The following is a 25,175-nucleotide window of genomic DNA, read 5'->3' as shown; positions in this document are numbered from 1 at the left end:
CTCACGAAAAGGTCTTGTTTTAAATTACCTATCGCGCCGGTTGCCATTTTGCACGCGGGAATCAGTTAACGTCGGACCAGAGCGCGTGCTGCACTTTCCAGTCGGCCGGGAACGGGTCCATCAAATTGGCGAGTGTAATATTCGCGGGCTGATGGCCGTCCATCACGGCATCGACGAGTTCCGGGGAGAGGAGCGACAACCGCATCAGCCGCGCCATGTAGGTGAAGGCGATCCCTTCCTTCTCGGCCAGTTCGGAAATCGACGCGAACTCGCCCGACTCCAGCATCCGCTTCCAGCGGAACGCGCGCGCCAGTGCCTTGACCAGCGTGTTATCCGGCTTGGGCGCTTGTGCGGCGCCCTCCGGCAGCACCATCTCCTTCCGCCCGCCGCGCTTCACGACGCGGAACGGGACATGGATGGTCATGGTGTCGGGGACCGACGTATTCCGAGTCATGCGGCGGCTCCGGCATCGGCGGTGATTTCACTCGCCAGCGCCGCCAGCCCGTCCATGCGCAGGCGGACGTTGAGACCGCTGATGCCGATATCGACCCGTTCGACCAACAGGGCCACAATTCGCGCCTGTTCCGCCGGGAACAGTTCATCCCACAACGGATCGAGCGTCTGGAGGGCCGCGCGAGCGTCGGCCTCGGTGATTCCGTCGTCCTGCGTCCGCGCTGCCTTCCACGTGCCCGCGACAATCTCGGGTTGGCGGAAGACGGCGCGAAGCTGGTCGATGACGGCGGCCTCGATCTCGCCCGCAGGCACGCGGCCGATGGGACACGCCCCCGCTCCGTGCTTCAGAACCGTCTGGCTGACATAGTAGCGGTAGAGCCTGCCGCCCTTGCGGGTGTGTGTCGGCGAGAACGCGGCGCCATCGGGACCGAAGAGAAGTCCCTTCAACAGCGCGGGCGTGTCGGCGCGAGTCCGGGCGGCGCGCTTGCGGGGGCTCTCCGTCAGGATGGCGTGGACACGGTCCCACGTTTCGCGGTCGACGATGGCGGAGTGCTCGCCGGGATAGCTGTCGCCCTTGTGGACTGCCTCGCCGATGTAGGCGCGATTGCTGAGCATCCGGTAGAGGTACTTCTTGTCGATCCTGTTGCCGCGCGGCGTCCGGATGCCGCGAGAGCCGACGTCTCGCGCCAGTTCCGTGCAGGACCCTATCTCGAGGAAACGGGCAAAGATCCAGCGGACCAGCGCGGCGTTATCCTCGTCGACTAACAGCTTCCGGTTTTCCACCCGGTAGCCGAAGGGCGGCACCCCACCCATCCACATGCCCTTCTTCCGACTGGCAGCGACCTTGTCGCGGATGCGCTCGGCCGTGACCTCGCGTTCGAACTGGGCGAAGGACAGCAGGATGTTCAGCGTCAGCCGCCCCATGGAGGTGGTGGTGTTGAACGACTGGGTGACGGAGACGAAGGTCACGCCGTTCCGGTCGAATACTTCGACCAGCTTGGCGAAATCGGCGAGCGACCGGCTGAGGCGGTCGATCTTGTAGACCACCACCACGTCGACCAGTCCGTCCTCGATGTCGGCCATCAATCGTTTCAGTCCGGGGCGCTCCAGCGTCCCGCCCGAGATGCCGCCATCGTCATACTGATCGCGGACAAGCACCCAGCCCTCGGACCGCTGACTGGCGATGTAGGCTTCGCAGGCCTCCCGTTGGGCGTGGAGGCTGTTGAACTCCTGCTCCAGTCCTTCCTCGGAGGATTTCCGGGTGTAGACTGCGCAGCGCAGCTTGCGGACGACGGGTTTCGTCATGTCCGCCCCCTGTGGTTCTTGAGCCCGAAGAAGACCCAGCCGTTCCAGCGCGTGCCGGTGATAGCGCGCGCGATGGCGGACAGCGACTTGTACGGCCGCCCCTGCCATTCGAAGCCGTCAGCGGTGACCGTGACGACATACTCGACGCCTTGCCATTCGCGCAGAAGGCGCGTGCCGGTGATGGGGCGATCGCGGTCGAGGCGAATTCCGCGCTTCTTCTTGTCGCCGCCGTCGAGTTCTTCGCCCAGACGCTCCAGCCGCCGGACGGTCTCGGGCTTCAGCCCGCCATAGGCGAGTTCCTGGATGCGGTAAGCCAGGCGGGATTCAAGGTAGCGCCGGTTGAACGGCGGCGGTTCGCTTTCGAACAACTCGCGCCACTGCTTTTTCAGGTCGGGCGTCGGCGTGGTCTTCAGCGCCGCCAGTTGCGCGGGGATGGGATCATGAGTCGTCATGCGGTCTCCGTTGGGTTCGGGGTTGCATGACGGCATTGGTCGGCCGGATAGTGTAGGCGAATTTCTCCAGTATCGTCAGAAGGTTTGCAGCGTTCGCGCAGCCGCAACCGGACCAGCCCGAGCGCCAGCAGGCCGCACAACTCGGCACGGCGTTCTGCGGGCGTCATCTGGCCGGGTGGCAGGGGATTGGGGCGTTTCATGCGAGCAAGTCCGTGTTGGCTTGCCCTGCCTCTACTCAGCCGATCCGAAAAACGTCCCGCAGGGAAAAATGGCGGTAACACAAAAGGCCGGACTCAACTCATGGTTGATCCGTCAGGTAGAACATAATCAGAACAGGCCGGCCGTTTGCGAGGTATTCCCGTGGGTTCCGATCTCAAGAAATTTGTTAATCCGAAGTTTCTCAAAACCATTGATCCGGCCCTGATGCGGACTTTGTTCGTTCGGCACTTCGGCGAGGATGAACTGCCTGTGTCATTCGAGGGAGAGGCCTCAACCATTCGGGCGGCTCTGGCGGCGCATTTCGAAGGAACCGTTGCAGGCTGGAACGCCGGAATGGTCGCCGATTTGCATCGCGTTGCCGAGCTTGGAACCAGCGAGGGCATGCAGCTTATTCTGAACGAAGCCCGTCGTCGTGGCGTGGTTCTCTATCCCGAGCCCGGCCCTGACGACGCCGAGGCAGCGCCCATGCGCCATGATCCCAAACACGTCGCGCTTCACACCTACCTGCTGCATCACCGCGTTTTCGAGGCTGCAGCCGACTTTCATGCGCTGCGTGCGCCGACATCGCCTGCTGAGTTCCGCGGGCCAGTGCGGGACGTGGGGGCGGACCTGACCGAAGAAATGACCGAAGCTTTCAAGGCCGCGGTGATCAATCTGTTTTCGCAGGACCTGCAGGGTCAATATTGCCGCCTTGGGCCCTATGAGGAAGATGGCGAAATCAACCTGGTGATCAGCCACGGCGCGCAAGTGACCACAACTCCGGTGGTCACCGGGGATCGGGAAGAGATCATCACCCTTCGCGCGGTCAAATATGCGGTGCTTCGTTACTCCCCGGTGGAAGGGCGCCTGTTCGTGGGCGGCGTGGTCAAGGCGCAGCAAGGCGAGATCGCCGATCTTTTCGCCCGGCATATCCTGAGGCGGCCGGGCTTTTTCTCGGGGCGGGACGCCCGTGATCTCTATACGCTCGATCCGATCAGCGATGCCGGGCCCGATTTCGCGTTCCAGCATCGCTATGACGAGACCATCAAGGAGGTTCGGATCGTTGCCGCCGCCGCTGACCTCTTCGAGCGGGATGAAGAGGATCAGCGCTGGCGTCATGTGCGCAGTTGGGAATCGAAAGACGCGTCCGGCGGCGCGCTGACCCACTTTCGGGGCAGCGAGGTGCGGTTCGGCCGGGGCTGGCGGTTGGGCGAGATCACCTTCCGGGTCGCATTCGAAACCGGCGCCAAGCGGCCGGCACAGGTCACGGTGCGGCTGAAGCCGCCAGGGACGCTCGCCTTCCGCCGGACGCGGTTCGAAAAGGCGATCCACACGCTGGTTCAGCGCAATGGGCTCGAAAAGGACCGCGATGCTGGCATGGTTGTGGACGCGGCTGAGTGAGGGCGGCGCCCGGGTCGCGATATCGGGCCGGGCGCTGAGCCGTTTTTCCGCAAACGATATTGAGCGCCTCTTGCGGGCGCAGGTACTGATCGAAGAGCAGAAGGCCGATACCTGGTCGGTCTGCGCGGAGTGCGATTGCGGGCTTGATGCGCGCCCCGTCGAACAGTTGGGTGATGCATTCCGGGCCTGCTGCCCGCACGATCAGGCCGAAGACGTGATCCTCCAGAAGGACGATCTGCGCCGCTTTTCGGTCGACGTCGACCGGCTCGTGGCCCGGATTGCTGCCAGCGGGAATCTGGTCGGCACAGTCGCATGCATTGCGGACAGCGTCTGGCTGTTGGGGGAAACCCCGTCCGGCCATACCGTGGTCCTGTCAGTCGATGCCGACAATCTGGTTGCGCCGGGCGCGGTGATGGCGATCAGGGTGGCCGTGGGGCCGAAGCCGATCATGGCAATCGTCCACGACCTTTCCGCGGCAATCGCCGTCAGGCTTCGGGAGGTCGGGGTCGAGCCCCACGAAATTGCGGCGGTTTTCAAGGCAGGGTCGGATGGCACGGAACGCCTCGTCCTCGATCCGCCATCTTCAGTGCCGCGCCTTGTCGTGAAGCTTTCGGCGCAATCGGTCACTCTCGACGGGCGTCGGCTCGACCTGCCGACTCAGATGTTCGCGCTGTTTCGTCTGCTGATCGAGCAATCCCTCAAGCGTGATCCAGTCCTGAAAAAGCAAGATATCGAGACGCAGATGGGCCGTCCCGCCAATGAAATCGCCCGCGATCTGCGCAACGCGATCGTCTCCTCGGGCATGCCAGAGGCGCAGGCGAAATCGCTGGTCGCGACGGTTCGGGCGCGCGGCTATCGGCTAGGCCTCGACCCTGCCGAAGTGGTCATCGAGCCCTGAGGCCGTCACACACAATCCGCACATAACAAACACACGGCAATCACACCGGCAGCAGCGGTCTGAGCGGCACATTCGGAACAACAGCAACATGTTCCGAGGTGCTCCCGAATGTTTCCACCCATTTCCCCCGCCGACCTTGCTACTCTGATCGACGAGGCGGCCTTTGCCGCGAGCCGCCTGCATCGCAAACTGGTGCTGCCCGCCGCCGATCTCGACGATCTCCGCCAGGACCTGCTGGTCGACCTGATCTGCCGGTTGCCGGGTTTTGACGCCCGCCGTGGTAGCATCGGCGCTTTCGCCAACATCGTCTTGCGCAACCAGTCCTCGCGCATCGCCATCCGTCATCACCGCCAGCGCCGCGCACAGGGTGGCACCGTGATTTCGCTGGACGCTCCCATCTCCGGCGGCACCGAGCCGCTGGGTTGCGTGCTGGCGGAGGCCGACGGTCTGGCCACCTGGCATGGTCAGGACCGCTCCGCCGTGGAGGATGCCGAGAGCCATCACGATCTGGCCCGGGCGCTGGGCGACCTGCCTGACGACATGCGTGGCCTCTGCGCGGCACTCGGCACACGTGCTGTTCCCGAAATCGTCAGCCGCACCGGCATTTCCCGTTCCGCCCTCTACCGCCACATCGCCCGCCTGCGGCTCGACCTCGCTATGCGCGGGCTCGGGGCGGAGTGGGACGGTTCCAAGGCGGCGTGAGTAGAGGACCTACATGGAGATGTTCGTCATGCACCCCACTGCCTTCACCCCGTCCAAGCCCCGGCCGCTCACCGACATCGAGTTCTGCGCTTGGATCGGTCAGGCCATGCCGGGCGACCGCCTCGAGTATCATCGCGGGTTCCTCGGCATCGATGCCACGGCGGTGATCTCGACCCTTCCGGAACCGGATCGCCGCAGGCTGGGGGCGCTGGCCAGTGCCGCCCACCGCGCATTTGAGGCCGCGCTGGTGCATCTGGTGCAGGTCCGGGTCGGCCCCGACCGCTTCGCCTATCTGGCCATCGCGCGGACCAAGCCGCGCCATGCGCCGATCCCGTTTTCCCAACTCATCGCGACAGAGGAGGCCGCCTGATGCGCGCCACGCTTGCCTGGATCGGGGATCGGCTCCCGCCGTCCCTTTACTTCCTTCTGGCCGGAAATTCGGCCCCATTCCTCAATGGAGAAACCGACATGATCGAGATCAACGGCCCGCTTGCGCGCCTGCGCAAGGCCTTCCGCAGCCTTGAGGATCTGCCGGAGGTGATCCCCGCCGCCTGGCGTCCCGGCGATGCCACCGATCCGCTGCCTGTCGAGACCGCGAGTGTCGACGATATCGCCATCGCCATCGTCGCCGCGAATGCCGAACTCTCTGCGGCCATCCAGCGATCCTCGGCGCTGGAGAAGCTGCACCGTCTGGCTCGCGAAGCCGGGGCTGTCGGCACGGACCGCGCCGTGGATGCGGCCCTGAAACGGGAGGGGCGCTAATGGCCATGCCTTTCCCCAGCACCGATGCGCCGACCGAGGGGCGCGACGGAAACATGCCGAAGTTCGACGACCTCGACCGGCTGTCCATCGGCGAAATCGCCGACATGCCGCCGGCGCTGCTTCTTGCGCTGCAGGAAGAAGCAGCGGCCGAGACCGCGCGGGTCAAGCGCCTGAAGGACCGTTTCGAGGCGGCACTGGCGCAGCGTTATGGCTCCGCGACCGAGGCCGAGCGGTCTGGTCAGGGCAAGACCTCCGGCACGGTCCGGATCGAGGATGCGGGCGTGGTGGTCATCGCGGACCTGCCGAAGAAGGTCACCTGGGATCAGGACCGGCTGGCCACCATGGCAACCCGGATCCGAGAGGCCGGCGACGATCCGACCCAGTATCTCGAGATCGCCTATCGCGTGCCCGAACGCCGCTTCGGGGCCTGGCCCGACGCCATGCGCGAAGGCTTCGCAGCCGCCCGGTCCGAGACCACCGGCAAACCCGTGTTCCGGCTCGAGACGCGAGACCGGTGACGCGCGGCGGCGGGACGCCCGAGCGGCAACGCCGGGCAGGTTCCCCTTCGGCACCCGGTCACCCCCGCTGCCGCGCCCCTTTCAATCCTTCGGAGAACCCCATGGCCTTCCGCATCATCACCGCCGACGAACGCCTCTCGGCCGCCGAGAACAAGACCTCGCTCGCCATCTTCGGCCCGCCCGGCGTGGGCAAGACCACGCTGCTGAAATCCCTCCCTGCCGAGGAAACCGTCTGCCTCGACCTCGAGGCTGGCATGAAATCGGTGCAGGACTGGCGCGGCGCCTCGATCCCGGTGCGCAGCTTCACCGACTTCCGCGATCTGGCGGTGCTGATCGGCGGGCCAGACCCCGCGCAGCATCCTCAGTCCTGGTATGGGACCGAACGGCATGCCTGGCTGCAGGCCCAGCACCGCGACAGCGGCATCGAAGCCTTCCTCGCAGCGCGCCGCATCGTCTTTGTCGACTCGATCACCGATCTGACCCGGCAGGCGATGGCCTATGCCCGCCAGCAGCCCGAGGCCTTCTCGGACCGGACCGGCAAGCCGGATGTCCGCGGTGCCTACGGGCTTCTTGGGCGTGAGGTGATCCAGGCGCTGAAGCACCTCCAGCATGCACGCGGCAAGACCGTGATCTTCGTCGGCGTGCTGGAAAAGGTGACCGACGATTTCGGCACCGTCACCTGGCAGCCGCAGATGGAAGGCAGCAAGGCCGGGCGGGAATTGCCCGGCATCGTGGACCAAGTGGTTTCGATGCAGCTTTTCGCCCGCGATGCCGAAGGCGGCTGGGTGCTGGACGAGACCGCCACCGACCGCCGCCTTGTCTGCAAGTCCGGCAATCCCTGGGGCCTTCCTGCCAAGGACCGCTCCGGCCGTCTCGACCTGACCGAACCGCCCGACCTCGGCGCGCTGCTCGCCCGGATCGACGGTCGCGCCTCGCATGAACCCGCTTTTGCCTCCTGATCCCTGAAAGGAACTGACATGAGCTACGATCTGAACGACGCCCAGCCTCAGATGGCCCCCATCGGCGAGCTGATCCCGGACGGCACCTTCGCCAAGGTCCGCCTGATCATCCGCCCCGGCGGGGTGAATGGCGCAACCCCGATGGATGCGGGGCTGCTGAAGGCCTCGCAGTCCAGCGATGCGCGCATGCTCGACTGCGAATTCACGGTGGTCGAAGGCCCGCATGCCCGCCGCAAGTTCTGGCAGAGCTTCACCGTGGCAGGCGGAAAACTGGACGAGAAAGGCCAGTCCATCGGCTGGAAGATCTCGAAATCCACGTTTCGCGCCATGGTCGACAGTGCCCTCGGGCTCGATCCCCGCGACGAAACCCCGGCGACCAAGGCAAAGCGGGTGCTGCCCGGCCTCAAGCATCTCGACGGCATCGTCTTTGCCGCCCGCATCATGGTGGAGCCCGCCTCGAACCCACAATACCGCGACCAGAACCGCATCGCCAACGTCGTTCTGCCCGACGAGCCGCAGCATACGGCCGTCATGCGTGGTGAAACCGTCCCGCCGGAACCCGTCAACGCCCCGCCGCGCAAGGCCGCGAGCGTCGCGGCGCCGGGCTGGCAGGCGCCGACACCGGCATGGGGCGCGGCAACGCAGCCCACTGCGACGGCCGCTCCGACCTGGGGCGCACAGACCGGACCCGCTGCACCGGCCACGCCCCAAACACCGGCACCCGCAGCACCGGGCACCCCGGCGATGCCCGCGTGGCTCAATGGCTGAGGTGCGGCGGAAGCGGCGGTCAGGTGGGTCCGCAGGGTCGCCTGCCGCCGAGCCCGATGGGGATGGGCCGGCAGACCGGCCCATGACCCCCGACGAATGGCAGGCGCATGTGACGCGCGCCGCCGCGCTGGAGATCGGAACATGGCTCGAGGCCCGAGGAAGACTGCACCAACCCATCGCAAGCCTTACCCTCGGCGACCTCGAGGCCATGGCCAGCAACGCGATCTCGCGCTGGATCGTGATGCAGACCGAGAAGCTCCAGCGGGCGGGTTGGCCGCCCGAGGACCCGATCGCGAATTTCCTGCTGGGGTAGCGCTTTGCGCCGTCTGCGCGCGGGAGGCCCGCGGCTTTGGTTACGTCCATCGCCTCCAGCACGACCGCTATCCCTATCACCGCTTCTGCTCGCTCCGCTGTCAGGACGTGGGCAGCGCAATCGCCCAAAGGATGAATGGTATGATCGACAAGACCGCCCGCGAGGCACAGGCGATCCGCGACGCGCGGGCGCTCTTTGCCGAAGCGCTGACCGACCTCGGGCTCATGGAGCCTTTCTTCCATCGCACGGCCGCAGATATCGACCGGCTGATCGAGGCGGCCGTCACCGGCTATGTCGACAGCATGTTGGCGCAAGGCGCGCGCAAGGAGCGCACCGGCACGGCCCATGACGATCCGATTCCGTTCTGAGGAGGTCGTCATGATCGATCTAAACAATGAGACCGCCCCCTGGGCCGACCTTCTTGCCGCCGCGACGGCAAATGCCATCACCGACTTCGAGGTCGAGTTCTGCGAGAGCCTGCGCCAGAAGCTGGAGACATCCGGCCCGCGCGCCCGGCTGACCGAGGCCCAGCATCACAAGCTGACCTGCATCGCGCAGGCTGGCGGGTTCTGGGAGCGTGACCAATGATCGACCTGAACCACGGCTCCGGCTGTAACTATGGCCAAGGCGCACCGCGTCCACCGATCGCCACCGCCGTCTCGGCCGCCATCGATTCTGCCCTGACGGCGCGCAATCGCGCCGAGCGCCCCCGCACCTATGTCAGTTCCTCTGGGCTTGGGCGCGACTGCCTGCGTCAGATCCAGTTCGACTATCTCGCTGTCCCCAAGGACGAGGGCCAGGAGTTTGAACCGCGCATCCTGCGGATCTTCGAGGCTGGCCATCGGGCCGAGGACATTGTCGCGGGCTGGTTCCGGATCGCAGGGTTCGACCTGCGCACCGCACGCCCTGATGGCCGCCAGTTCGGCTTCGCGGCCATGGCGGGCCGGTTCAAGGGGCATATCGACGGCTGCTTCGTTTCAGGCCCCGTGGTGATGGATTATCCCGCGCTCTGGGAGAACAAGGCGCTCGGCGCGTCGAGCTGGAAGGATGTGGTCAAGCGTGGCGTCAGCATCGCGCGACCCGTCTACGCCGCCCAGATCGCGCTCTATCAGGCCTATATGGACCTGCCCAACCCGGCGCTCTTCACCGCGCTGAACCGCGACACGATGGAATTGCACACGGAACTCGTGCCCTTCGATGCCCGCCTTGCGCAGGAGATGTCGGATCGCGCGGTCGGCGTCGTGCAGGCGTCCGAGGCGGGCGAATGGTTGCCCCGGGCGGCGACCGAACCCACGGCCGTCGTCTGCCGGGGTGGGATGGCGGCCGGCAAGTGGCACGCGCCCTGCGCATGGGCGGCTAGGTGCTGGGGTGAGCGGCGATGATCCCCGACGCCTATGATCTCAAGCGGATCGTCCGCGCCCATCGCGCGCGCTTCTGGCTGCGGGACCTGCTCGAAGGGTTCGAATTCGCACCGGTCTGGCGTTTCGCCGATCAGGCGCAGTTCGATTCCGACGACGTCGATGCGCTGGCCCGCCGCCTCGCGGCAGGTCCGCAACGGTTGCCGCACCCCGAGACGATTTTTGAGTTGGCCGACCGCAGTCGGACCATCCGCAGCCAGATCGTCTATGCACGGCAGCGCGACGACGGCATCGAGGCGGTCTGGCTCGCCCTGTGGCGCAGGCCCAGACGCTGGACCGATATCCATGCCCATGTCCGGATCGCCGATGGCGGCATCGCCGAGTTTGCCACCAATCCGGCACTTCGCGATGCAGGGCTTGCCGAACAAAGCGGTCAGGCGGCGGCCGCCATCGTCTGGCGCGGGCTCGCGATCCTCGCATCGTCAGCGAGCATCAGCGAACGCCAGATCGCCCCGATCAGGCGCACACCCTTCGCGCGGGATGGCGTGCGCGGCTGGACTTGGCATCAGGTCGCCATCGATCCGGCCCGGCTACGCGCCACATCCGAGCGGCTCGGTGGCAGTCATGCCAGCCCGCGCTGGCACCTGCGCCGGGGGCATTGGCGCCAGTTGCCGGACGGTCGGCGCATCTTCGTGCGCCAATGTGAAGTGGGCGATCCCGCGCGCGGCGGGGTGGTCAAGGATTATGCTGTGGAGGCGCGGCGAACATGACGGAATTCACCCCATCGGCTGCGCAGGCCGCCGCGATCGCCGAGGTCCGCGACTGGTTCGAGAACCGCACCGAGCAGCAACAGGTGTTCCGGCTCTTTGGCTATGCCGGATCGGGCAAGAGCACGGTGCTGAAGTTCGCGCTCGATGAGCTTGGCCTGTCGCCCCACCGCGGCGCGAAGGACGGCACCTGTGTGCCGGGTGTGGTCACCGCCACCTTCACCGGCAAGGCGGCGCTCGTGCTGACCCGCAAAGGCACGCCTGCGCGCACCATCCACAGCCTGATCTATTCTGTGATCGAGGCCACGGAAGCGGAAATCGAGGCCGCAGCGCAGAAGGTCCGAGAAGCCGAGACTGCCGCGCGGCGGCTGACCGGCTTTGACCGCACCACTGCCGAGGCCGCGATCGAGGCCATGCGGCAGGCGCTCTCGGCGATGAAGCATCCCCGCTTCGCCCTGAACCCGCAGAGCGATGCGGCAGATGCAAGGCTGATCGTCCTCGACGAGGTGTCGATGGTGGGCGAGGAAATGGCGCGCGATCTGATGAGTTTTGGCAAACCGATCCTCGTTCTGGGCGATCCGGGTCAGTTGCCGCCCATCAAGGGCGAAGGAGCCTTCACCCGCGATACGCCCGACGTGATGCTGACAGAGATTCACCGTCAGGCGGCCGAGAGCGCCATCATCCGTCTCGCCACCATGGCGCGGATGGGGGAGCCCATCGGGTTCGGGGTTTACGACGCCCATGTCGCCAAGCTGCGTAAGGGCGACATCACGCCGGATCATGCGCTGCGCGGTGGGCAGTTGATCTGCGGCCTGAACGCGACGCGCTTCCAGCTGAACAATGCGATGCGGGCGGCGGCCGGGCTGGGCGGGACATATCTTCCCACCGGCAGGGCGGAAAAGATCATCTGCCTGAAGAACGACAACTCGCTCGGTCTGATCAACGGCATGTTCCTGACCCTCGAGGATATCGTCGATGAGGGTAGCCTCTACTTCTCTGCCGTGGTGCATGACGAAGACGGGCGCCGGGTCTCCCCCTTTGACAGCGACGGCCGTCCGGGCCGGTTGCGCATCTACAAGGGGCATTTCGAGGATCATGTGGCCTTCGATGCCAAGCGCCATGACCGCGACTGGCGGGAAAAGCGCAAGCTGACCGAGGCGACCTTCGGCTGGGCGATCACCGCCCACAAGGCCCAAGGCTCGCAGTGGGAGAATGTGATCGTCTGGGATGACGGACTTGGCCGCAGCGAGATCGACCGCCGCCGCTGGCTCTATACCGCTATCACCCGCGCTGAGCGCGGGCTCGTCCTTCTGGCCTGAGGGGGCGCGATGATCGATCTCAACGATGTCGGCACGCCGAAAGCACGCCACGATCTCGCGGCCGTAAAGGACCGGCTGGCGGCGACCGCAGGCGACTGGCTCCCCGGCATCTTTCCCAAGGCGCGGCTTGCGCGCGACCGTCGTTCCTTGCGCTGTGCCGACCTGTCCGGCCGCCCGCCGCGCAAGGAGGGGTCTTGTGCCATCCACCTTGACGGGCCCTATGCCGGCTGGGGTTTCGACTATGCCACCGGCGAAAGCGCAGGGCCGATCGATCTGATCGCGCAGGCAACCGGGCTCTGCGATGGCGCGCTCTTCGACGAGGCGGCGCGGATTGCCGGGATGGATCATCCCGCGCCCCGAAACGCGCCACGCGCGAAGCCCGATCATACCGGCGAGATTGCGCGACTGATCGACGGCGCACAGCCGCTCGCTGGCACGCCCGGCGAAACCTACCTCCGCATCCGCGGCGTTGCCGATCCGGGATGCCCGGATCTGTTGTTCCACCCCGATCTGCCGGATTTCGACACGCGACGCGGTTGGCCGGGCCTGATCGCATTGCCACGCCTGGCAGACGGCACCCGCGCTCAGGGTATTCACCGGACCTTCCTGCTCGACGACGGCAGCGCCAAGGCGTCTGCCGGGAAGAAGATGCTGGGATCGGTAGCGGATGCGGCCGTGCGCCTGTTCGCCATGCCTGCGGACGGCCATCTCGGCATTGCCGAAGGCATCGAGACCGCCCTAGCGGCGCATGCCCTGTTCGGCACCGCCGTCTGGGCGGCGCTCTCTGCCGATGGTCTCGCGCGGTTTCAGTGGCCGGCGGGCACGACACGGGTCACGATCTACGCCGATGCAGGCGACGCAGGTCGTCAGGCCGCTGCGACCCTGTCGGATCGGCTGAACCGGGCCGACATTTCGAACGAAATCGTGGTCCCGCTCCATGGCGACGATTTCAACGACGATCTGATGCGCGGGGCGCATGGGGCCGACTATCGACCGGATATTTCCGCTGACGAGCCGGTCGGCACGGAGGCCATGACGACAGTGGCGGCTTTGGCGCCTGGCGATCCGGACGCTCTGATTGCCGCCGCCGAGGCGCTGACCAATCCGCCCGAATTCGCCGCGCTCTCGAGCCTCCTCGGCCGCCTTGCGCTGGCCCGGCTAGATCCGCTGCCCGAACGCCAGATCCTCGCCCGGATCAAGACTGCGACCGGCATCTCCATGTCGATCCTCGACAAGCAGTTGACGGAACTGCGCCGCCGCGTGCATGCGACGGGCGATCCGCAGGGCAGGATCGCGCGCCCTGCCTGGTTCGGGCGGCTCTGTCAGGATTTGTCCGGCACGCCTGAGCGCAACGAGGCCAATGTGATCATCGCCCTGAACTCGGATGCCGCCTTCGCAGGCGTGCTCGCCTTCGACGAGTTTGCACAAGAGATCGTCGTGCGGCAGCCGCTGCCATGGGACGACGCGGCCAGCACTTTCCCGCGCCCCTGGGAGGATGCCGACGACATCCGCACCGCCGAATGGTTGCAGCTACGCGGTCTCAACGTCGCCCCGATGGTCGTCAGCCGCGCCGTCGGCGCCGTCGCCCGCGAGCTGCGCATCCATCCGGTCCGCGGCTGGCTGGAGCGCCTTCGCTGGGACGGCACGCCGCGGATCGAGACCTGGACCAGCACCTATCTCGGCGCCGAGCCCACGGCCTTCCATCATACCGTCGGCGCGCTCTGGCTTATCTCGGCCGTGGCCCGCATCTACCGTCCCGGCGTCAAGGCGGACCACATGCTGATCCTCGAAGGCCCGCAGGGCGCGCGCAAGTCCACCGCACTCAAGGTACTGGCGGGGGAGGACTGGTTCACCGACGAACTGCCCGAGCTTGGCTCCAAGGATGCCGCCATCCACATGCAGGGCGTCTGGATCGTGGAGATCGCCGAACTCGACGCCATCGGCCGCGCCGAGGTCTCGCGCATCAAGGCGTTCCTGACCCGCACCACCGACCGTTTTCGCCCGCCCTACGGCCGCTACACCGTCGAGGTGCCGCGCCAATGCGTCTTCGCCGGCACCGTGAACCCCGACACCTATCTCCGTGACGAGACCGGCAACCGCCGTTTCTGGCCGCTGCGCTGCGGGACCATCGACATCGCGGCGCTCGCCCGCGACCGGGATCAGATTTGGGCCGAAGCCGCCCACTGCTTTCGAGAGGGCGCGATCTGGTGGATCGACGATCCGGCAGTCCTCGCCGAAGCCGCCGCCGCGCAGGAAGCGCGCTACCAGGCCGATGCCTGGGATGCCCGCATCGACCGCTGGCTGACCCATGAGACCCGCAGGGTCAATCGCGGCCATGCGGGCTGGGACGACTGGCAGAAGGAAGAAGTGGAGCGCCCCGAGCCGATCCGTGACGTCTCCGTGGGTGAAATCCTCGAAGGCGCGCTCGGCATCGAACCGGCGAAATGGACCAAGGGCGATCAGATGCGCGTCGGCGCCTGGCTGAAATCGCGAGAATGGGAGCGGCATCAACGCCGGGCCGGAGGGGGACGCGAGTGGCGGTACCGAAAACCGCTCGGCAGCGACTGACCGAGCCGCCACCCGATCGACGCGCCAAGGGCATCCGCAAGGGTGCCCCTTTTGCGGTCCGGCCTGTCACCACCTCGCGCTGTCACCACCTTAGGGTCAAGGTGGGGACAATAAAAATGCCATACATATCAATAGTGTCACCACTGGCACCACTTTGGACACCAACTTCCTTCCCTTTCCTATAGGAATGTATGTCCCCACCCGGCTCCGTTCTTCCTCATGTGTCGTAAGGAAAAAGGTGGTGACAGGTGGTGACAGTGGTGACACCCTTGTTTTTACGGACGGAATTCTGTCACCACCCTCGCGGGCAAGTGGTGACAGGTGGTGACAGTCGGGCCGGCCATCCCCAGAGCGCATTTTCCTTGATCTGGCAGGTGCGACGTGATTCCGTGTTCATGACCGAAGCCGAAGGCCCACGATCCGTGAGCCTTCATGATGAACACACCGATCCCCGCGCAGGACATCCTCCCCGAGCAGGGCGTGATCTCGAGGTCATGCATCCTCGCCCTCGATCTCGGCACCACGACCGGCTGGGCGCTCCGCAGCCATGACGGTCTGATCACCAGCGGCACAGTCAGCTTCCGGCCGGGACGCTTCGACGGCGGCGGCATGCGCTATCTCCGCTTCACCAACTGGCTGACCGAGCTCGACCGGCTGTCCGGGCCCATCGCCGCGATCTGGTTTGAGGAGGTCCGCCGGCACGCCGGTACCGACGCGGCGCATGTGTTTGGAGGTCTTCTCGCGACGCTGACGACATGGGCCGAGTTGAGGGGCATTCCGTACAGCGGCGTTCCGGTCGGAACGATCAAGAAGCACGCGACAGGTCGGGGAAATGCACCCAAGCAGGACATGATTGCCGCGGCGCGGTCTCGCGGCTTCTCCCCTGCCGATGACAACGAGGCCGATGCAATTGCGATCCTGAACTGGGTCATCGAGACGAACGGGGGTGTCGCATGATCTACTTGAACCCGGAATGGCGCTTGATCCCCGGCTGGCCGGAGTACGATGTTTCCGAAGATGGACAGGTCCGGCGCGCGTTGGGCGGGAAAGGTGCCCGTGCCGGTCGGCTTCTGAAGCCGTGGCGCAATCCCCGGAACCAGTACCTTTATGTTCAGCTGTGGCGCGGAAACCACCGCAAAGCCGTCCCCGTTCACCGCCTTGTCGCCATGGCCTTTCTCGGACGTCCGCCCAGCGAACGTCACGTGGTCGCGCATGATGATGGCACGCGGGACGTCAACCACCCTTGGAATCTTCGCTGGGCGACACAGCGCGAGAACGTCGGCGACACCGTGCGCCACGGCACGCACAACCGCGGCTCGAGGAACGGCCAAGCGAAGATCGACGAAGTCTGCGCGCTCGCGATCCGGAAGATGCACGCCTTGGGGATTCCGAGACGGGAAGCAGCGGTCGGCTTTGGCATCTCCCGTCAGGCCGTCGACGACATCATCAACGGGAAGCGCTGGAGGCATGTCGCATGAAATCGATGCGTTGGCATCCGGCCGGCTACGGCGGCCGTTGTCGCAACCCCGATGAGGTCAAGCGCGAGGGCTGGAAGGAGCAGGGGCTGCTCGCCGTGGCGATCGACGACGACCGCCTGACCTGGCCGGAGCGCGAGTTGGTCCGCCAGCTCGGCGAGAAGTTGTACGGCAAGCGTGAACGGGAGGCGCGCCATGGGTGAGTGGGCACCCGCTATGGTCGAGGACCGGCTCGAGAGCGCGGCGGACGTGTTCCGGTCACTGCCCGAGGTGAAGCCGCGGGGCTACTTCAACGCCTGGCCCGAGTACCTCCACTGCTTCGCCGACCAGGTCGGCCAGGAGCCGCAGATGCGCCGGCCGCGCCCAACTCCGCGCCAGATCACCGAAGCCGAGGAGGCGATGCTCTGGCTGCGGTGGCTGGAGAAGGACGACGCTCGGATCGTCTGGCTGCGCGCGAACCTGACGCAGTGGAAGAAGATCGGCTGGGAAATCGGGCTGAGCCGGCCGGCTGCGAACCGCCACTGGCAGTACGGCATCGCGCTGATCACCTGGCGGCTCAACGGGCGCGTGCCTTCCCGTAAGCGGTCGAAGCGCTTTGTGATCGAGAACGCCGACCGGCTGTCAAGATAAATCGTCATGTGAGACGATTTTCGGAGAGACACTGGAAAGGGTTCACCGGACCCCGGCTGAGGCCTACAAACGGGATATTCTCGGGAGAGGAGCGCGGGGCACACCGCTGCCGCTGGCTTCCGGGGTCCACCGAGGGGTCCAGCCGGGGTCCAAGTCGCCAAGCCTCTGTTTTACGGTTCCTTTCCGGGCCGAAACGTATGCTGGCGGGCGAAGCGCGGCATATCGCCAGCGACAGGGCCGGATTTTTGGGAAGCCACCCCGGCCGGAAGCCACCACGCAATCTGAAATAACAACGCAATAACAGCGCCTTGGCTGGTGGACTCCGGGGTGGATACCCTGGACTCCGGAATCCAGCCGGGGCCGGTGGACTCCGCCATGCCGGAATCCACCGCGCAGCGCTGCTGATTGCTGCCCATTCATCATCGACAGGACTTCTCATGACTCTCGCCTTCGCCCCCGAGCGGATCGAGCAGTGGCCGCTTGCGCGCCTGCAGCCCTACGCGAAGAACGCGAAGCTGCACGGTGCCGACCAGGTCGCGAAGCTCGCCGCCAGTATGGCCGAGTTCGGCTGGACCGTGCCCTGCCTTGTGGGCGAGGACGGCGAGCTGATCGCGGGCCATGGCCGGGTGCTGGCCGCGACGCAGCTGGGGCTGACCGAGGCCCCGGTGATCGTGCTCGGCCATCTGACCGAGGCGCAGCGGCGGGCCTATCGGATCGCGGACAACAAGCTGACCGAACTCGGCAGCTGGGACGAGGCGCTGCTGTCGGCGGAACTGAACGAACTGCTGGCCGAGGATTTCGATCTGTCTCTGGTCGGATTTTCCGACGGCGAACTCGACAAGCTTCTGGCCTTCGTGCCGGAGAGCGATGGCGAGGATGCTGGCGCCGGGGGCTCGGTGCCGCCGGTGACCATCCCCGAACCGCCGCGCAACCCGGCGTCGCGGACCGGCGATCTCTGGATCCTCGGCGACCACCGCCTCCTCTGCGGCGACAGCACCAGCGCGGCCGATGTGCGCCGCCTGATGAACGGCGAGCGGGCGGTGCTCTTCGCGACCGACCCGCCTTACCTCGTCGACTACGACGGCTCGAACCACCCGACGCGGAACAAGGATTGGAGCCAGTCCTACGGCGTGACCTGGGACGACAGTTCACAGGGCGCCGAACTCTACGACGGCTTCATCGCCGCCGCCGTGGCCGAGGCGATCACCGAGGATGCCGCCTGGTATTGCTGGCACGCCTCGCGCCGCCAGGCGATGCTGGAAGCCTGCTGGGAAAAGGCCGGGGCCTTCGTCCATCAGCAGATCATCTGGGTGAAGGATCGCGGCGTCCTGACCCGGTCGCATTATCTCTGGAAGCACGAGCCCTGCTTCATGGGCTGGAGGCGCCCGAACCGCCCGCCGAAGGTGGCCGAGCAGACGCTGCCCTCGACATGGGAAATGCCGAGTTTCGCCAAGGACGAGCGCCCCGACCACCCGACGCCAAAACCGCTGGACGCGTTCGGGATCCCGATGCGTCAGCATGTGGCGCGTGGCGGTCTCTGCTACGAGCCGTTCTCGGGCTCGGTTTCGCAGATCATGGCGGGCGAGGCCAATGGCCGCCGCGTCTTCGCGATGGAGATCAGCCCGGCTTACGTCGATGTCGCCGTGGAGCGCTGGCAGGCGGACACGTGGCGCGAGGCGATCCTCGATGGCGATGGCCGGAGCTTCGCAGCCGTAAGGGCCGAGCGGCTGGGCGAGGACACAGACACCGACGCTGCCGCCTGATGGCCGTCTATTACAACGATTCCGACCCCGCGGCCTGTGCCTGGCTGCGGGACCTCATCGCCGCCGGCCACCTTCCGGCTGGCGAGGTGGACGAACGATCCATTCTCGACGTGGAGCCGTCCGACCTGCGCGGCTTCGCGCAATGTCATTTCTTCGCCGGGATCGGCGGTTGGCCCTACGCACTGCGCCTCGCTGGCGTGGCCGAGGACCGGCCGGTCTGGACCGGATCGCCGCCCTGCCAGCCCTTCAGCCAGGCCGGGAAACGCAAGGGACAGGACGATGACCGCCATCTCGCCCCCGCTTTCCTGCGCCTCGTTGCCGCCTGCCGCCCGGAACTCGTCTTCGGCGAGCAGGTTGCCAGCGCGGCGGTGCTCGGACCATCTGGCCGAACGGTTGGAACGACGGCTGAAGGTGCGGCTGGCTGGGCGTGGTTCGACGCTCTGGCGGCTGACCTGGAAGCGGCATCTTACGCCGTCGCGGCGGCCGATCTGCCGGCTGCGGGCATCGGCGCTCCGCATATCCGCCAGCGGCTGTTCTTCGGCGCCGTCGCCCTCGGGCCAACACATGGCGGGCTGGGCCACGGCCTCGGCGCGGGATTACAAGGATGGATCGGAATGTCCGGCCGTTCCGATCAACGCGCTGCTGGGCCGTCAGGTCTGGCTGGCGGGTTGGCCGACAGCGATGGCGGGCTCGCCCGCGACGGAGCGATACAACGCCGCCGGCAACACCGATGCGAGCCGCAGGACGGTGAAGCTGGTGGATTGGTCGAAGGCGCTGACCCCGCCGGGACCGGCACGACGGACGGCGTCTGGCGAGATCCGGACTGGCTCCTCTGCCGCGATGACCGCTGGCGGCCCGTTGAGCCCGGAACATTCCCGCTGGCTGATGGGGTATCCGGTCGCATGGGGCTGCTGCGGGGCTACGGCAATGCGATCGTGCCGCCGCTCGCGGCGGAGTTCGTGATCGCGTTTCTGGAGAGCCTGCCGGAGGGGGTGCGATGCAGCAGAGCCGCCTGATGTCGCTGGTCGAATCCACGACCAATGTCGTGGTCGGCTATGTGCTGGCCATCGCGACGCAGATCGTCGTGTTCCCATGGTTCGGTATCGAGACGGGGCTCGCGGAGCATCTGACCATCGGCCTCGCCTTCGTCGGCGTATCGCTGGCACGCGGGTACCTGCTGCGGCGACTGTTCGAGACGATCCGGCTTCGGAGCGCCAAATGATCGACCGCCGCCCCGGCGAGACGGCGATCATCAACTTGTTGGAGTCTGATGCGTCAGGCGGCAGGGAGTTTGTACACGCGCCCCCGGTCCTCGACCTTCTCGGAGGTCACCTCGAGCCCGAGCTTCTTTTTCAACGCCCCGGCCATCGCGCCCCTGACCGTGTGGTGAGTCCATTCGAGTGCGGTGGCGATTTCCTCGATGGTCGCGCCCTCCGGCGCGCGCAGCATGGCGATCAGGGTCGCCTGCTTGGTGCCCTCGCGCGGCGTGCGCGTCTTGGGCGCGGCTTCGGGTCCGGTGGGAGCTTCCGGCGCAGGCTCCTCGGTCGGCGCGGCCGTCGCGCCCGCAGGCGCGGGGTTCGCGTCCTCGGGCTCGATGCCGATGGCGGCGAGGCCTGCGTCGGTGGCGATCAGTGTGACGCCGTGGCCGCAGCCGGTCTCGCGCCAGACGAGCTCGCCCTTGCGCATGTCGGCGTCGACCTCCTGCAGGAACCCCTTCGCGAGCATCGCGCCAACCACCTTGGCGGCGGCCCCGCCGCGCAGGCTCTCGGGCAGCGGCAGGGCGATAAGCTCGGGCCGCTGGGCGGCGGCGCTCAGGATCAGGGCTTGGGTGTCGGAAAGCTTGGTCATCGTCGTCTCCCGTATCGGGGCGCGCAGGATGCGGGCCCTTCTACGAGGCCGAGCCCGCCAGTCGGCGGGCGGGACCGGGAGCGTATCGTCTCACTCGGCGTGTTCGCCTTCCCTGAAGGCCATGTCGGTGATCTCACGCAGCTTGGCGCTGTAGTGGTTCAGGGTGCCGACATGGCCCCAGTTGATCTCGTCTGGGTTGGTCTCGAAATGGTCCGCGCTGAGGGCGGCGAGCCGCTCCAGCATCGCGTCGATCTCGGTTTTCGCGGCGATGAAGGCGTGGATGGCTTTCGTGTTGTCGGTCGCGCGGCGGGTCATCGGGGTGGCTCCTTGTGTCGAGTTGCATCGCTTCGTTGGAGTGACGTTCGCTCTCTCCGGCGCGCTTATCAACTCGATAAGCACATGAATCTGAATGATAATCGGAGCTGTCGATGCAGGGCATGAGCGAGCGCCAGTACGCCGCCCATGTCGGGCTGTCGCGGGGCGCGATCCAGAAGGCGAAGACGGCCGAGCGGCTGGTCCTCTATCCCGACGGCAGCATCAACGCGGCCGCCAGCGACGCTAGACGGGCCGAAACAACGGACCCGTCGAAGACGAGAAAGCCGCCCGCGCCGAAGCTGAAGCCCGTCCCCGAGGCGGCCGTGACCGCTGTTGGCGATACGCTCCGCGAACAGGGTCTGTCGGTCCCAGCGGTTGGCGGCGGCGGCACCTTCCTGCAGGCGAAAACCGCGAACGAGGTGCTGAAGGCGCAGGAGCGGCGCATCCGGCTCTCGAGGCTGAAGGGGGAGTTGATCGAGCGGGCACGCGCGCTGGCGCTGGTGTTCCGGCTGGCGCGGGAGGAGCGGGACGCATGGGTGACCTGGCCTGCACGCGCGGCGGCGCTGATGGCGGCCGAGCTCTCGGCCTCATGCCGCGATGCGACGGGCCAGCAGATCACCGTGGAGCCAGCCGCGATGCAGAAGGTGCTGGAGAGACATGTACGCGCCCACCTCGACGAACTCGCCGAGGTCCGGCCCGACTTCCGGTGATGATGACGCGCTGACGGACTTCGACGGCGCAGGCGAGATCCTGCGCGCCTGGGGCAACGGGCTGCGGCCTGATCCGGACCTGACCGTCTCGGAATGGGCTGACCGGCACCGGATGCTCTCGGGTCGCGCCTCGGCCGAACCCGGGCGGTATCGCACGGTGCGCACGCCCTACATGCGCGAGATCATGGACCGGCTGTCGCCCGGCGATCCGACGCAGCGGATCGTGTTCATGAAGGCCGCACAGGTCGGCGCGACCGAGGCCGGGAACAACTGGATCGGCTTCGCCATCCACCAGGCGCCGGGGCCGATGCTCGCTGTCCAGCCCACCGTGGAACTGGCCAAGCGCAACTCGCGCCAGCGGATCGACCCGCTGATCGACGAAAGCCCCGAGCTACGGGAGCGGGTGAAGCCCGCGCGCTCGCGCGACGCGGGCAACACGATGCTGTCCAAGGAGTTCGCGGGCGGCATCCTGATCATGACCGGCGCGAACTCGGCGGTGGGTCTGCGCTCGACCCCGGCGCGCTACATCTTCCTCGACGAGGTCGACGCCTATCCGGCGTCGGCCGACGAGGAAGGCGACCCGGTCACGCTGGCCGAGGCGCGCTCGCTGACCTTCGCCCATCGGCGCAAGGTGTTCCTGGTCTCAACCCCGACGATCCGGGGGCTGAGCCGGATCGAGCGGGAGTTCGAGGCGTCCGACCAGCGCCGGTTCTTCGTTCCGTGCCCGCACTGCGGCGCGATGCAGTGGCTGAAGTTCGACCGGCTGCGCTGGGAGAAGGGCCGCCCGGAGACGGCGGAATATCACTGCGAGGGCTGCGAGCGGACCATCGCAGAGCACCACAAGACGCAGATGCTCGAGCGCGGCGAGTGGCGCGCGACCACGACGGCCGCCGATCCGACCACGGTCGGCTACCACCTCTCGGCGCTCTATTCGCCGGTGGGCTGGCTCAGCTGGCAGCGGATCGCGCGGGCGCATGAGGCGGCACGGGGCAGCGACGAGGCGATGCGGGCGTTCCGGAACACCATCCTCGGCGAGACCTGGATGGAGACCGGCGAGGCGCCCGACTGGCAGAGGCTGGCGGACCGGCGCGAGGCATGGGCTCCAGGCACGGTGCCGCAGCGGGGGCTGTTCCTGACCGCGGGCGCCGACGTGCAGAAGGACCGGATCGAGGTCGACGTCTGGGCCTGGGGTCAGGGTCTGGAAAGCTGGCTTGTCGATCACCTCGTGCTCGAGGGCGGCCCCGGCGATCCGGCCTGCTGGCAGCAGCTGACAGAGTTGCTCGGGCGGACCTGGACGCATGCTTCGGGTCAGCGGATGACGCTCGCCCGGCTCGCGATCGACACGGGCTACGAGACGAGCGCGGTCTATGCCTGGTCGCGCCAGGTGGGGTTCGCGCAGGTGGCGCCGGTGAAGGGCGTCGAAGGGTTCACCCGCACCAGCCCGGTGACCGGGCCAACCTTTGTCGACGCGACCGTCGCGGGTAAGCGGCTCCGGCGCGGCGCCCGGCTCTGGACCGTGGCCACCTCGACCTTCAAGGCCGAGACCTATCGTTTCCTGCGGCAGGACCGGCCGACGAGAGAGGAACAGGCGGCGGGCGCTCTGTGCCCGCCCGGCACGATCCACCTGCCGGACTGGGCGGACGGCGAATGGCTCAAGCAGCTGACCGCCGAGCAGCTGGTGACGGTGAAGGGCAAGCGTGGCTTCACGCGGCTCGAATGGCAGAAGCTCCGCGAGCGCAACGAGGCGCTGGACATCCGGGTCTATGCCCGCGCCGCCGCGTGGATCCTCGGGGCGGATCGCTGGCCCGAGGCGCGGTGGGCCGATCTGGAAGCGCAGCTCGGGGTGGCGAAGCAGGACGGATCCGAAGCCGGTCCGGCAACGGCGCCGGCCGTCCCGACACGAACGATGCAGCGCCGGCGCGCGGTGCGCTCGAGCTACATGAGGTGATCCATGGCCACGGCCGCAGAGCTCCGCGCCCGCCGCGACGCGCTGACCGCGCAGCGGTCCTCGGGCGTGGCGCGGGTCAGCTACGACGGCAAGACCGTGGACTATCGCAGCGTCGCCGAGATCGACCGGGCCATCGAAGCGCTGGACCGTGAGATCGCCGCAGCCGAAGGGCGTCGGATCGTGCGGCATGTGCGCGTGACGACGGCGAAGGGGCTCTGAACCCATGGGCTTCTTCGACCGCTTCCGCCGCCGGTCCGCCGGCGGCCCCGCCGCCGTGCGCGCTCGCCTTGAGGGCGCCATGGCGAAGCGTCGGCTGCGCGGCTGGAACCCGCCGCTCGAGAACATCAACGCGCTGGTCGCCTCGGGCGGCCCGCGTCTGCTGGCGCGGTCCCGAGAGCTGGTCGTGACCAACGGCTATGCCGCCAACGCCTGCGAGGCCTTCGCCGCGAACCTTGTCGGCGACGGGATCAAGCCGTCCTCGCTCATCGGAGACGCGGATCTCCGCGACCGGGTCCAGCAGCTCTGGCTCGCCTGGACAGACGAGGCCGACGCGGACGGGCTGACGGACTTCTACGGCCTGCAGGCCATGGTCGCGCGGGAGATGTTCGTGGCCGGCGAATGCTTCGTCCGGATGCGCCCGCGTCGGGTCGAAGACGGGCTACTGGTCCCGCTGCAGCTGCAGCTTCTCCAGTCCGAGATGCTGCCCTTCGAGAAGACCGAGACCGCGGCGAACGGCAACCGCATCCGCTGCGGGATCGAGTTCGATGCCATCGGGCGCCGCGTGGCCTACCACTTCCGCCGCCGCCACCCGGGCGACAGCACCGACCAGGGGGCGGCCATCCCGGAGACGGTGCGCGTGCCGGCGGCGGACGTGCTGCACATCTATCGCCCCATCGACGCGGGCCAGATCCGGGGGCTGCCGCATATCGCGCCGGCGATGGTGCGGCTGTTCCTGCTCGACCAGTACGACGACGCCGAGCTCGACCGGAAGAAGACCGCGGCGATGTTCGCGGGCTTCATCACCAAGACCGCGCCGGAAGAGCCCATGATGGGAGAGGCGGAGGCGGATCTCGACGGGGCGGCCATCGCGAGCCTCGAGCCCGGCACGATGCAGGTGCTGCTGCCCGGCGAAGACGTGAAGTTCTCGTCCCCGGCGGATGTCGGCGGCGGCTACGAGGCGTTCCAGTACCGGACGCTGCTCTCGGTCGCGGCCTCGCTTGGGCTGCCCTATCACCTCGTCACCGGCGATGTCCGGCAAGCGAACTACTCGAGTCTCAGGGCCGAACTCGTCGAGTTCCGTCGCCGCATCGGCCAGCTGCAGCATGGCGTCATCGTGCACCAGCTCTGCCGGGCAGTCTGGCGGCGCTGGCTGGAGACCGCGGTCCTGTCGGGCGCGCTGGAGGCCGATCCGGCAGAGGTGCGACCGGTGCAGTGGATCCCGCCGCGCTGGGACTGGGTCGATCCGCTGAAGGACATCCAGGCACAGGTGCTGGCGATGGAGGCCGGCATCACGTCGCGGCGCAAAGTGGTCGAGGCCACCGGCTACGACATCGAGGAAATCGACCGCGAGAACGCCGCCGACGCCGCCCGCGCGACAGGTCTCGGCCTTCGCTACCGCACGAGCCCCGGCGAGACGCAGGGCGCCCGCGCGACGCCGGCAACGCGGGCCGAGCCCGGCAACGGCGCCGGCAACGACACGGACGACGGAGCGGCGACGACCGATCCGGCCACCGAACAGGAGTGAC

General features: G+C 67.2%; 32 protein-coding genes. 26 read left to right on the top strand and 6 right to left on the bottom strand.

Annotated features, from left to right (window positions below):
- Positions 1–61: 61 nt before the first annotated feature.
- Genes AC4PTB_RS14245 through AC4PTB_RS14235 form a run of 3 tightly spaced genes read right to left on the bottom strand, consistent with a single transcriptional unit; the run spans position 62 to position 2,210 of the window.
- Positions 62–424 carry a hypothetical protein gene (locus AC4PTB_RS14245; RefSeq protein ID WP_492190534.1) on the bottom strand — a complete coding sequence of 121 codons (363 nt, stop codon included), beginning with the start codon at positions 422–424 and terminating at the stop codon, positions 62–64.
- A 26-nt stretch (positions 425–450) separates the two neighbouring features.
- A complete protein-coding gene (locus AC4PTB_RS14240; protein ID WP_492190533.1) occupies positions 451–1,758 on the bottom strand; it encodes a recombinase family protein in 1,308 nt (435 codons plus the stop codon).
- Positions 1,755–2,210, bottom strand: a complete 456-nt coding sequence (locus AC4PTB_RS14235) for a DUF2924 domain-containing protein (protein ID WP_492190532.1) — start codon at positions 2,208–2,210, stop codon at positions 1,755–1,757. The genes AC4PTB_RS14240 and AC4PTB_RS14235 overlap by 4 nt, the downstream gene beginning before the upstream one ends.
- Positions 2,211–2,570: 360 nt before the next feature.
- Between AC4PTB_RS14235 and AC4PTB_RS14230 the strand changes: the two genes are divergently transcribed.
- The 19 genes from AC4PTB_RS14230 (at position 2,571) to AC4PTB_RS14140 (ending at position 16,846) form a co-directional block, all read left to right on the top strand.
- Entirely contained in the window at positions 2,571–3,809 is a 1,239-nt protein-coding gene (locus tag AC4PTB_RS14230; protein WP_492190531.1) for a hypothetical protein, read from the top strand.
- Positions 3,778–4,707, top strand: coding sequence for a hypothetical protein (locus AC4PTB_RS14225; protein WP_492190530.1), 930 nt, complete (start codon positions 3,778–3,780; stop codon positions 4,705–4,707). The genes AC4PTB_RS14230 and AC4PTB_RS14225 overlap by 32 nt, the downstream gene beginning before the upstream one ends.
- A gap of 108 nt (positions 4,708–4,815) precedes the next feature.
- Positions 4,816–5,409, top strand: coding sequence for a sigma factor (locus AC4PTB_RS14220; RefSeq protein ID WP_492190529.1), 594 nt, complete (start codon positions 4,816–4,818; stop codon positions 5,407–5,409).
- A gap of 13 nt (positions 5,410–5,422) precedes the next feature.
- A complete protein-coding gene (locus AC4PTB_RS14215) occupies positions 5,423–5,779 on the top strand; it encodes a hypothetical protein (RefSeq protein ID WP_492190528.1) in 357 nt (118 codons plus the stop codon).
- The gene (locus tag AC4PTB_RS14210; RefSeq protein ID WP_204840049.1) at positions 5,779–6,171 is read left to right on the top strand and encodes a hypothetical protein; all 393 of its coding nucleotides are present in this window, start codon (positions 5,779–5,781) and stop codon (positions 6,169–6,171) included. Before AC4PTB_RS14215 ends, AC4PTB_RS14210 begins: the two co-directional genes overlap by 1 nt.
- The gene (locus tag AC4PTB_RS14205) at positions 6,171–6,689 is read left to right on the top strand and encodes a hypothetical protein (protein ID WP_492190527.1); all 519 of its coding nucleotides are present in this window, start codon (positions 6,171–6,173) and stop codon (positions 6,687–6,689) included. Before AC4PTB_RS14210 ends, AC4PTB_RS14205 begins: the two co-directional genes overlap by 1 nt.
- 101 nt (positions 6,690–6,790) lie before the next feature.
- Complete coding sequence (locus AC4PTB_RS14200; protein ID WP_492190526.1) at positions 6,791–7,648, top strand: ATP-binding protein; 858 nt, start codon at positions 6,791–6,793, stop codon at positions 7,646–7,648.
- 18 nt (positions 7,649–7,666) lie between these two features.
- Positions 7,667–8,416, top strand: a complete 750-nt coding sequence (locus tag AC4PTB_RS14195) for a hypothetical protein (RefSeq protein ID WP_492190525.1) — start codon at positions 7,667–7,669, stop codon at positions 8,414–8,416.
- Positions 8,417–8,498: 82 nt separating this feature from the next.
- On the top strand, positions 8,499–8,729 hold the full coding sequence (locus AC4PTB_RS14190; RefSeq protein WP_068767866.1) for a hypothetical protein: 231 nt from the start codon (positions 8,499–8,501) through the stop codon (positions 8,727–8,729).
- 140 nt (positions 8,730–8,869) lie between these two features.
- Positions 8,870–9,097 (top strand): DUF6511 domain-containing protein, encoded by a 228-nt coding sequence (locus AC4PTB_RS14185; protein ID WP_097031834.1) that lies wholly within the window; start codon positions 8,870–8,872, stop codon positions 9,095–9,097.
- A gap of 10 nt (positions 9,098–9,107) precedes the next feature.
- Positions 9,108–9,317, top strand: coding sequence for a hypothetical protein (locus AC4PTB_RS14180; protein WP_155045843.1), 210 nt, complete (start codon positions 9,108–9,110; stop codon positions 9,315–9,317).
- Entirely contained in the window at positions 9,314–10,111 is a 798-nt protein-coding gene (locus tag AC4PTB_RS14175) for a hypothetical protein (protein WP_492190524.1), read from the top strand. Before AC4PTB_RS14180 ends, AC4PTB_RS14175 begins: the two co-directional genes overlap by 4 nt.
- Entirely contained in the window at positions 10,108–10,857 is a 750-nt protein-coding gene (locus tag AC4PTB_RS14170) for a hypothetical protein (RefSeq protein ID WP_155045845.1), read from the top strand. Before AC4PTB_RS14175 ends, AC4PTB_RS14170 begins: the two co-directional genes overlap by 4 nt.
- Complete coding sequence (locus tag AC4PTB_RS14165) at positions 10,854–12,173, top strand: ATP-dependent DNA helicase (protein ID WP_155045846.1); 1,320 nt, start codon at positions 10,854–10,856, stop codon at positions 12,171–12,173. Before AC4PTB_RS14170 ends, AC4PTB_RS14165 begins: the two co-directional genes overlap by 4 nt.
- A gap of 9 nt (positions 12,174–12,182) precedes the next feature.
- The gene (locus AC4PTB_RS14160; RefSeq protein WP_492190523.1) at positions 12,183–14,741 is read left to right on the top strand and encodes a VapE domain-containing protein; all 2,559 of its coding nucleotides are present in this window, start codon (positions 12,183–12,185) and stop codon (positions 14,739–14,741) included.
- A gap of 432 nt (positions 14,742–15,173) precedes the next feature.
- On the top strand, positions 15,174–15,698 hold the full coding sequence (locus AC4PTB_RS14155) for a crossover junction endodeoxyribonuclease RuvC (RefSeq protein ID WP_492190522.1): 525 nt from the start codon (positions 15,174–15,176) through the stop codon (positions 15,696–15,698).
- Positions 15,695–16,219, top strand: coding sequence for an HNH endonuclease (locus tag AC4PTB_RS14150; protein WP_099649444.1), 525 nt, complete (start codon positions 15,695–15,697; stop codon positions 16,217–16,219). Before AC4PTB_RS14155 ends, AC4PTB_RS14150 begins: the two co-directional genes overlap by 4 nt.
- Positions 16,216–16,419: a hypothetical protein gene (locus AC4PTB_RS14145; protein ID WP_476704051.1), complete on the top strand. Its 204-nt coding sequence runs from the start codon at positions 16,216–16,218 to the stop codon at positions 16,417–16,419. The genes AC4PTB_RS14150 and AC4PTB_RS14145 overlap by 4 nt, the downstream gene beginning before the upstream one ends.
- Entirely contained in the window at positions 16,412–16,846 is a 435-nt protein-coding gene (locus tag AC4PTB_RS14140; protein ID WP_492190521.1) for a DUF6362 family protein, read from the top strand. Before AC4PTB_RS14145 ends, AC4PTB_RS14140 begins: the two co-directional genes overlap by 8 nt.
- A 170-nt stretch (positions 16,847–17,016) precedes the next feature.
- Here the strand turns inward: AC4PTB_RS14140 and AC4PTB_RS14135 are convergent, their stop codons facing one another.
- Positions 17,017–17,262, bottom strand: a complete 246-nt coding sequence (locus tag AC4PTB_RS14135) for a hypothetical protein (protein ID WP_492190520.1) — start codon at positions 17,260–17,262, stop codon at positions 17,017–17,019.
- Positions 17,263–17,283: 21 nt separating this feature from the next.
- Between AC4PTB_RS14135 and AC4PTB_RS14130 the strand changes: the two genes are divergently transcribed.
- The 3 genes from AC4PTB_RS14130 to AC4PTB_RS14120 are packed head-to-tail and all read left to right on the top strand — an operon-like array spanning position 17,284 to position 19,831.
- Complete coding sequence (locus AC4PTB_RS14130) at positions 17,284–18,609, top strand: site-specific DNA-methyltransferase (protein ID WP_492190519.1); 1,326 nt, start codon at positions 17,284–17,286, stop codon at positions 18,607–18,609.
- Entirely contained in the window at positions 18,609–19,625 is a 1,017-nt protein-coding gene (locus tag AC4PTB_RS14125; RefSeq protein ID WP_068767876.1) for a DNA cytosine methyltransferase, read from the top strand. Before AC4PTB_RS14130 ends, AC4PTB_RS14125 begins: the two co-directional genes overlap by 1 nt.
- The gene (locus AC4PTB_RS14120; protein ID WP_492190518.1) at positions 19,607–19,831 is read left to right on the top strand and encodes a DUF7220 family protein; all 225 of its coding nucleotides are present in this window, start codon (positions 19,607–19,609) and stop codon (positions 19,829–19,831) included. The genes AC4PTB_RS14125 and AC4PTB_RS14120 overlap by 19 nt, the downstream gene beginning before the upstream one ends.
- Positions 19,832–19,884: 53 nt before the next feature.
- Here AC4PTB_RS14120 and AC4PTB_RS14115 read toward each other — a convergent pair whose 3' ends face one another.
- Both AC4PTB_RS14115 and AC4PTB_RS14110 read right to left on the bottom strand, forming a co-directional pair.
- Positions 19,885–20,457 carry a DUF3489 domain-containing protein gene (locus AC4PTB_RS14115; protein ID WP_068767878.1) on the bottom strand — a complete coding sequence of 191 codons (573 nt, stop codon included), beginning with the start codon at positions 20,455–20,457 and terminating at the stop codon, positions 19,885–19,887.
- A 90-nt stretch (positions 20,458–20,547) separates the two neighbouring features.
- On the bottom strand, positions 20,548–20,772 hold the full coding sequence (locus tag AC4PTB_RS14110; protein WP_068767879.1) for a hypothetical protein: 225 nt from the start codon (positions 20,770–20,772) through the stop codon (positions 20,548–20,550).
- Positions 20,773–20,885: 113 nt separating this feature from the next.
- Here AC4PTB_RS14110 and AC4PTB_RS14105 point away from each other — a divergent pair, with 113 nt between their 5' ends.
- The 4 genes from AC4PTB_RS14105 to AC4PTB_RS14090 are packed head-to-tail and all read left to right on the top strand — an operon-like array spanning position 20,886 to position 25,174.
- Complete coding sequence (locus AC4PTB_RS14105) at positions 20,886–21,482, top strand: hypothetical protein (RefSeq protein WP_099649441.1); 597 nt, start codon at positions 20,886–20,888, stop codon at positions 21,480–21,482.
- Positions 21,430–23,430, top strand: coding sequence for a phage terminase large subunit family protein (locus AC4PTB_RS14100; RefSeq protein ID WP_114348932.1), 2,001 nt, complete (start codon positions 21,430–21,432; stop codon positions 23,428–23,430). The genes AC4PTB_RS14105 and AC4PTB_RS14100 overlap by 53 nt, the downstream gene beginning before the upstream one ends.
- A 3-nt stretch (positions 23,431–23,433) precedes the next feature.
- Positions 23,434–23,649 carry a phage head-tail joining protein gene (locus AC4PTB_RS14095; RefSeq protein ID WP_093359498.1) on the top strand — a complete coding sequence of 72 codons (216 nt, stop codon included), beginning with the start codon at positions 23,434–23,436 and terminating at the stop codon, positions 23,647–23,649.
- Between the two features lie 4 nt (positions 23,650–23,653).
- Complete coding sequence (locus AC4PTB_RS14090; RefSeq protein ID WP_232525879.1) at positions 23,654–25,174, top strand: phage portal protein; 1,521 nt, start codon at positions 23,654–23,656, stop codon at positions 25,172–25,174.
- Position 25,175: the final 1 nt, after the last annotated feature.

It is taken from the genome of Rhodobacter sp. 4.3.4 (genome assembly GCF_058724655.1).
The sequence above is the reverse complement of the archived record's forward strand: the minus strand, read 5'-3'. Positions and strand labels throughout refer to the sequence as shown.

Excerpts from the sequence above, each read along its gene's own strand:
- AC4PTB_RS14245 (WP_492190534.1), bottom strand. The coding sequence starts at position 424 with ATGACCATCCATGTCCCGTTCCGCGTCGTGAAGCGCGGCGGGCGGAAG.
- AC4PTB_RS14240 (WP_492190533.1), bottom strand. The coding sequence starts at position 1,758 with ATGACGAAACCCGTCGTCCGCAAGCTGCGCTGCGCAGTCTACACCCGG.
- AC4PTB_RS14235 (WP_492190532.1), bottom strand. The coding sequence starts at position 2,210 with ATGACGACTCATGATCCCATCCCCGCGCAACTGGCGGCGCTGAAGACC.
- AC4PTB_RS14225 (WP_492190530.1), top strand. The coding sequence starts at position 3,778 with ATGCTGGCATGGTTGTGGACGCGGCTGAGTGAGGGCGGCGCCCGGGTC.
- AC4PTB_RS14220 (WP_492190529.1), top strand. The coding sequence starts at position 4,816 with ATGTTTCCACCCATTTCCCCCGCCGACCTTGCTACTCTGATCGACGAG.
- AC4PTB_RS14215 (WP_492190528.1), top strand. The coding sequence starts at position 5,423 with ATGGAGATGTTCGTCATGCACCCCACTGCCTTCACCCCGTCCAAGCCC.
- AC4PTB_RS14210 (WP_204840049.1), top strand. The coding sequence starts at position 5,779 with ATGCGCGCCACGCTTGCCTGGATCGGGGATCGGCTCCCGCCGTCCCTT.
- AC4PTB_RS14205 (WP_492190527.1), top strand. The coding sequence starts at position 6,171 with ATGGCCATGCCTTTCCCCAGCACCGATGCGCCGACCGAGGGGCGCGAC.
- AC4PTB_RS14200 (WP_492190526.1), top strand. The coding sequence starts at position 6,791 with ATGGCCTTCCGCATCATCACCGCCGACGAACGCCTCTCGGCCGCCGAG.
- AC4PTB_RS14195 (WP_492190525.1), top strand. The coding sequence starts at position 7,667 with ATGAGCTACGATCTGAACGACGCCCAGCCTCAGATGGCCCCCATCGGC.
- AC4PTB_RS14190 (WP_068767866.1), top strand. The coding sequence starts at position 8,499 with ATGACCCCCGACGAATGGCAGGCGCATGTGACGCGCGCCGCCGCGCTG.
- AC4PTB_RS14185 (WP_097031834.1), top strand. The coding sequence starts at position 8,870 with ATGATCGACAAGACCGCCCGCGAGGCACAGGCGATCCGCGACGCGCGG.
- AC4PTB_RS14180 (WP_155045843.1), top strand. The coding sequence starts at position 9,108 with ATGATCGATCTAAACAATGAGACCGCCCCCTGGGCCGACCTTCTTGCC.
- AC4PTB_RS14175 (WP_492190524.1), top strand. The coding sequence starts at position 9,314 with ATGATCGACCTGAACCACGGCTCCGGCTGTAACTATGGCCAAGGCGCA.
- AC4PTB_RS14170 (WP_155045845.1), top strand. The coding sequence starts at position 10,108 with ATGATCCCCGACGCCTATGATCTCAAGCGGATCGTCCGCGCCCATCGC.
- AC4PTB_RS14165 (WP_155045846.1), top strand. The coding sequence starts at position 10,854 with ATGACGGAATTCACCCCATCGGCTGCGCAGGCCGCCGCGATCGCCGAG.
- AC4PTB_RS14160 (WP_492190523.1), top strand. The coding sequence starts at position 12,183 with ATGATCGATCTCAACGATGTCGGCACGCCGAAAGCACGCCACGATCTC.
- AC4PTB_RS14155 (WP_492190522.1), top strand. The coding sequence starts at position 15,174 with ATGATGAACACACCGATCCCCGCGCAGGACATCCTCCCCGAGCAGGGC.
- AC4PTB_RS14150 (WP_099649444.1), top strand. The coding sequence starts at position 15,695 with ATGATCTACTTGAACCCGGAATGGCGCTTGATCCCCGGCTGGCCGGAG.
- AC4PTB_RS14145 (WP_476704051.1), top strand. The coding sequence starts at position 16,216 with ATGAAATCGATGCGTTGGCATCCGGCCGGCTACGGCGGCCGTTGTCGC.
- AC4PTB_RS14140 (WP_492190521.1), top strand. The coding sequence starts at position 16,412 with ATGGGTGAGTGGGCACCCGCTATGGTCGAGGACCGGCTCGAGAGCGCG.
- AC4PTB_RS14135 (WP_492190520.1), bottom strand. The coding sequence starts at position 17,262 with ATGGGCAGCAATCAGCAGCGCTGCGCGGTGGATTCCGGCATGGCGGAG.
- AC4PTB_RS14130 (WP_492190519.1), top strand. The coding sequence starts at position 17,284 with ATGACTCTCGCCTTCGCCCCCGAGCGGATCGAGCAGTGGCCGCTTGCG.
- AC4PTB_RS14125 (WP_068767876.1), top strand. The coding sequence starts at position 18,609 with ATGGCCGTCTATTACAACGATTCCGACCCCGCGGCCTGTGCCTGGCTG.
- AC4PTB_RS14120 (WP_492190518.1), top strand. The coding sequence starts at position 19,607 with ATGCAGCAGAGCCGCCTGATGTCGCTGGTCGAATCCACGACCAATGTC.
- AC4PTB_RS14115 (WP_068767878.1), bottom strand. The coding sequence starts at position 20,457 with ATGACCAAGCTTTCCGACACCCAAGCCCTGATCCTGAGCGCCGCCGCC.
- AC4PTB_RS14110 (WP_068767879.1), bottom strand. The coding sequence starts at position 20,772 with ATGACCCGCCGCGCGACCGACAACACGAAAGCCATCCACGCCTTCATC.
- AC4PTB_RS14105 (WP_099649441.1), top strand. The coding sequence starts at position 20,886 with ATGCAGGGCATGAGCGAGCGCCAGTACGCCGCCCATGTCGGGCTGTCG.
- AC4PTB_RS14100 (WP_114348932.1), top strand. The coding sequence starts at position 21,430 with ATGTACGCGCCCACCTCGACGAACTCGCCGAGGTCCGGCCCGACTTCC.
- AC4PTB_RS14095 (WP_093359498.1), top strand. The coding sequence starts at position 23,434 with ATGGCCACGGCCGCAGAGCTCCGCGCCCGCCGCGACGCGCTGACCGCG.
- AC4PTB_RS14090 (WP_232525879.1), top strand. The coding sequence starts at position 23,654 with ATGGGCTTCTTCGACCGCTTCCGCCGCCGGTCCGCCGGCGGCCCCGCC.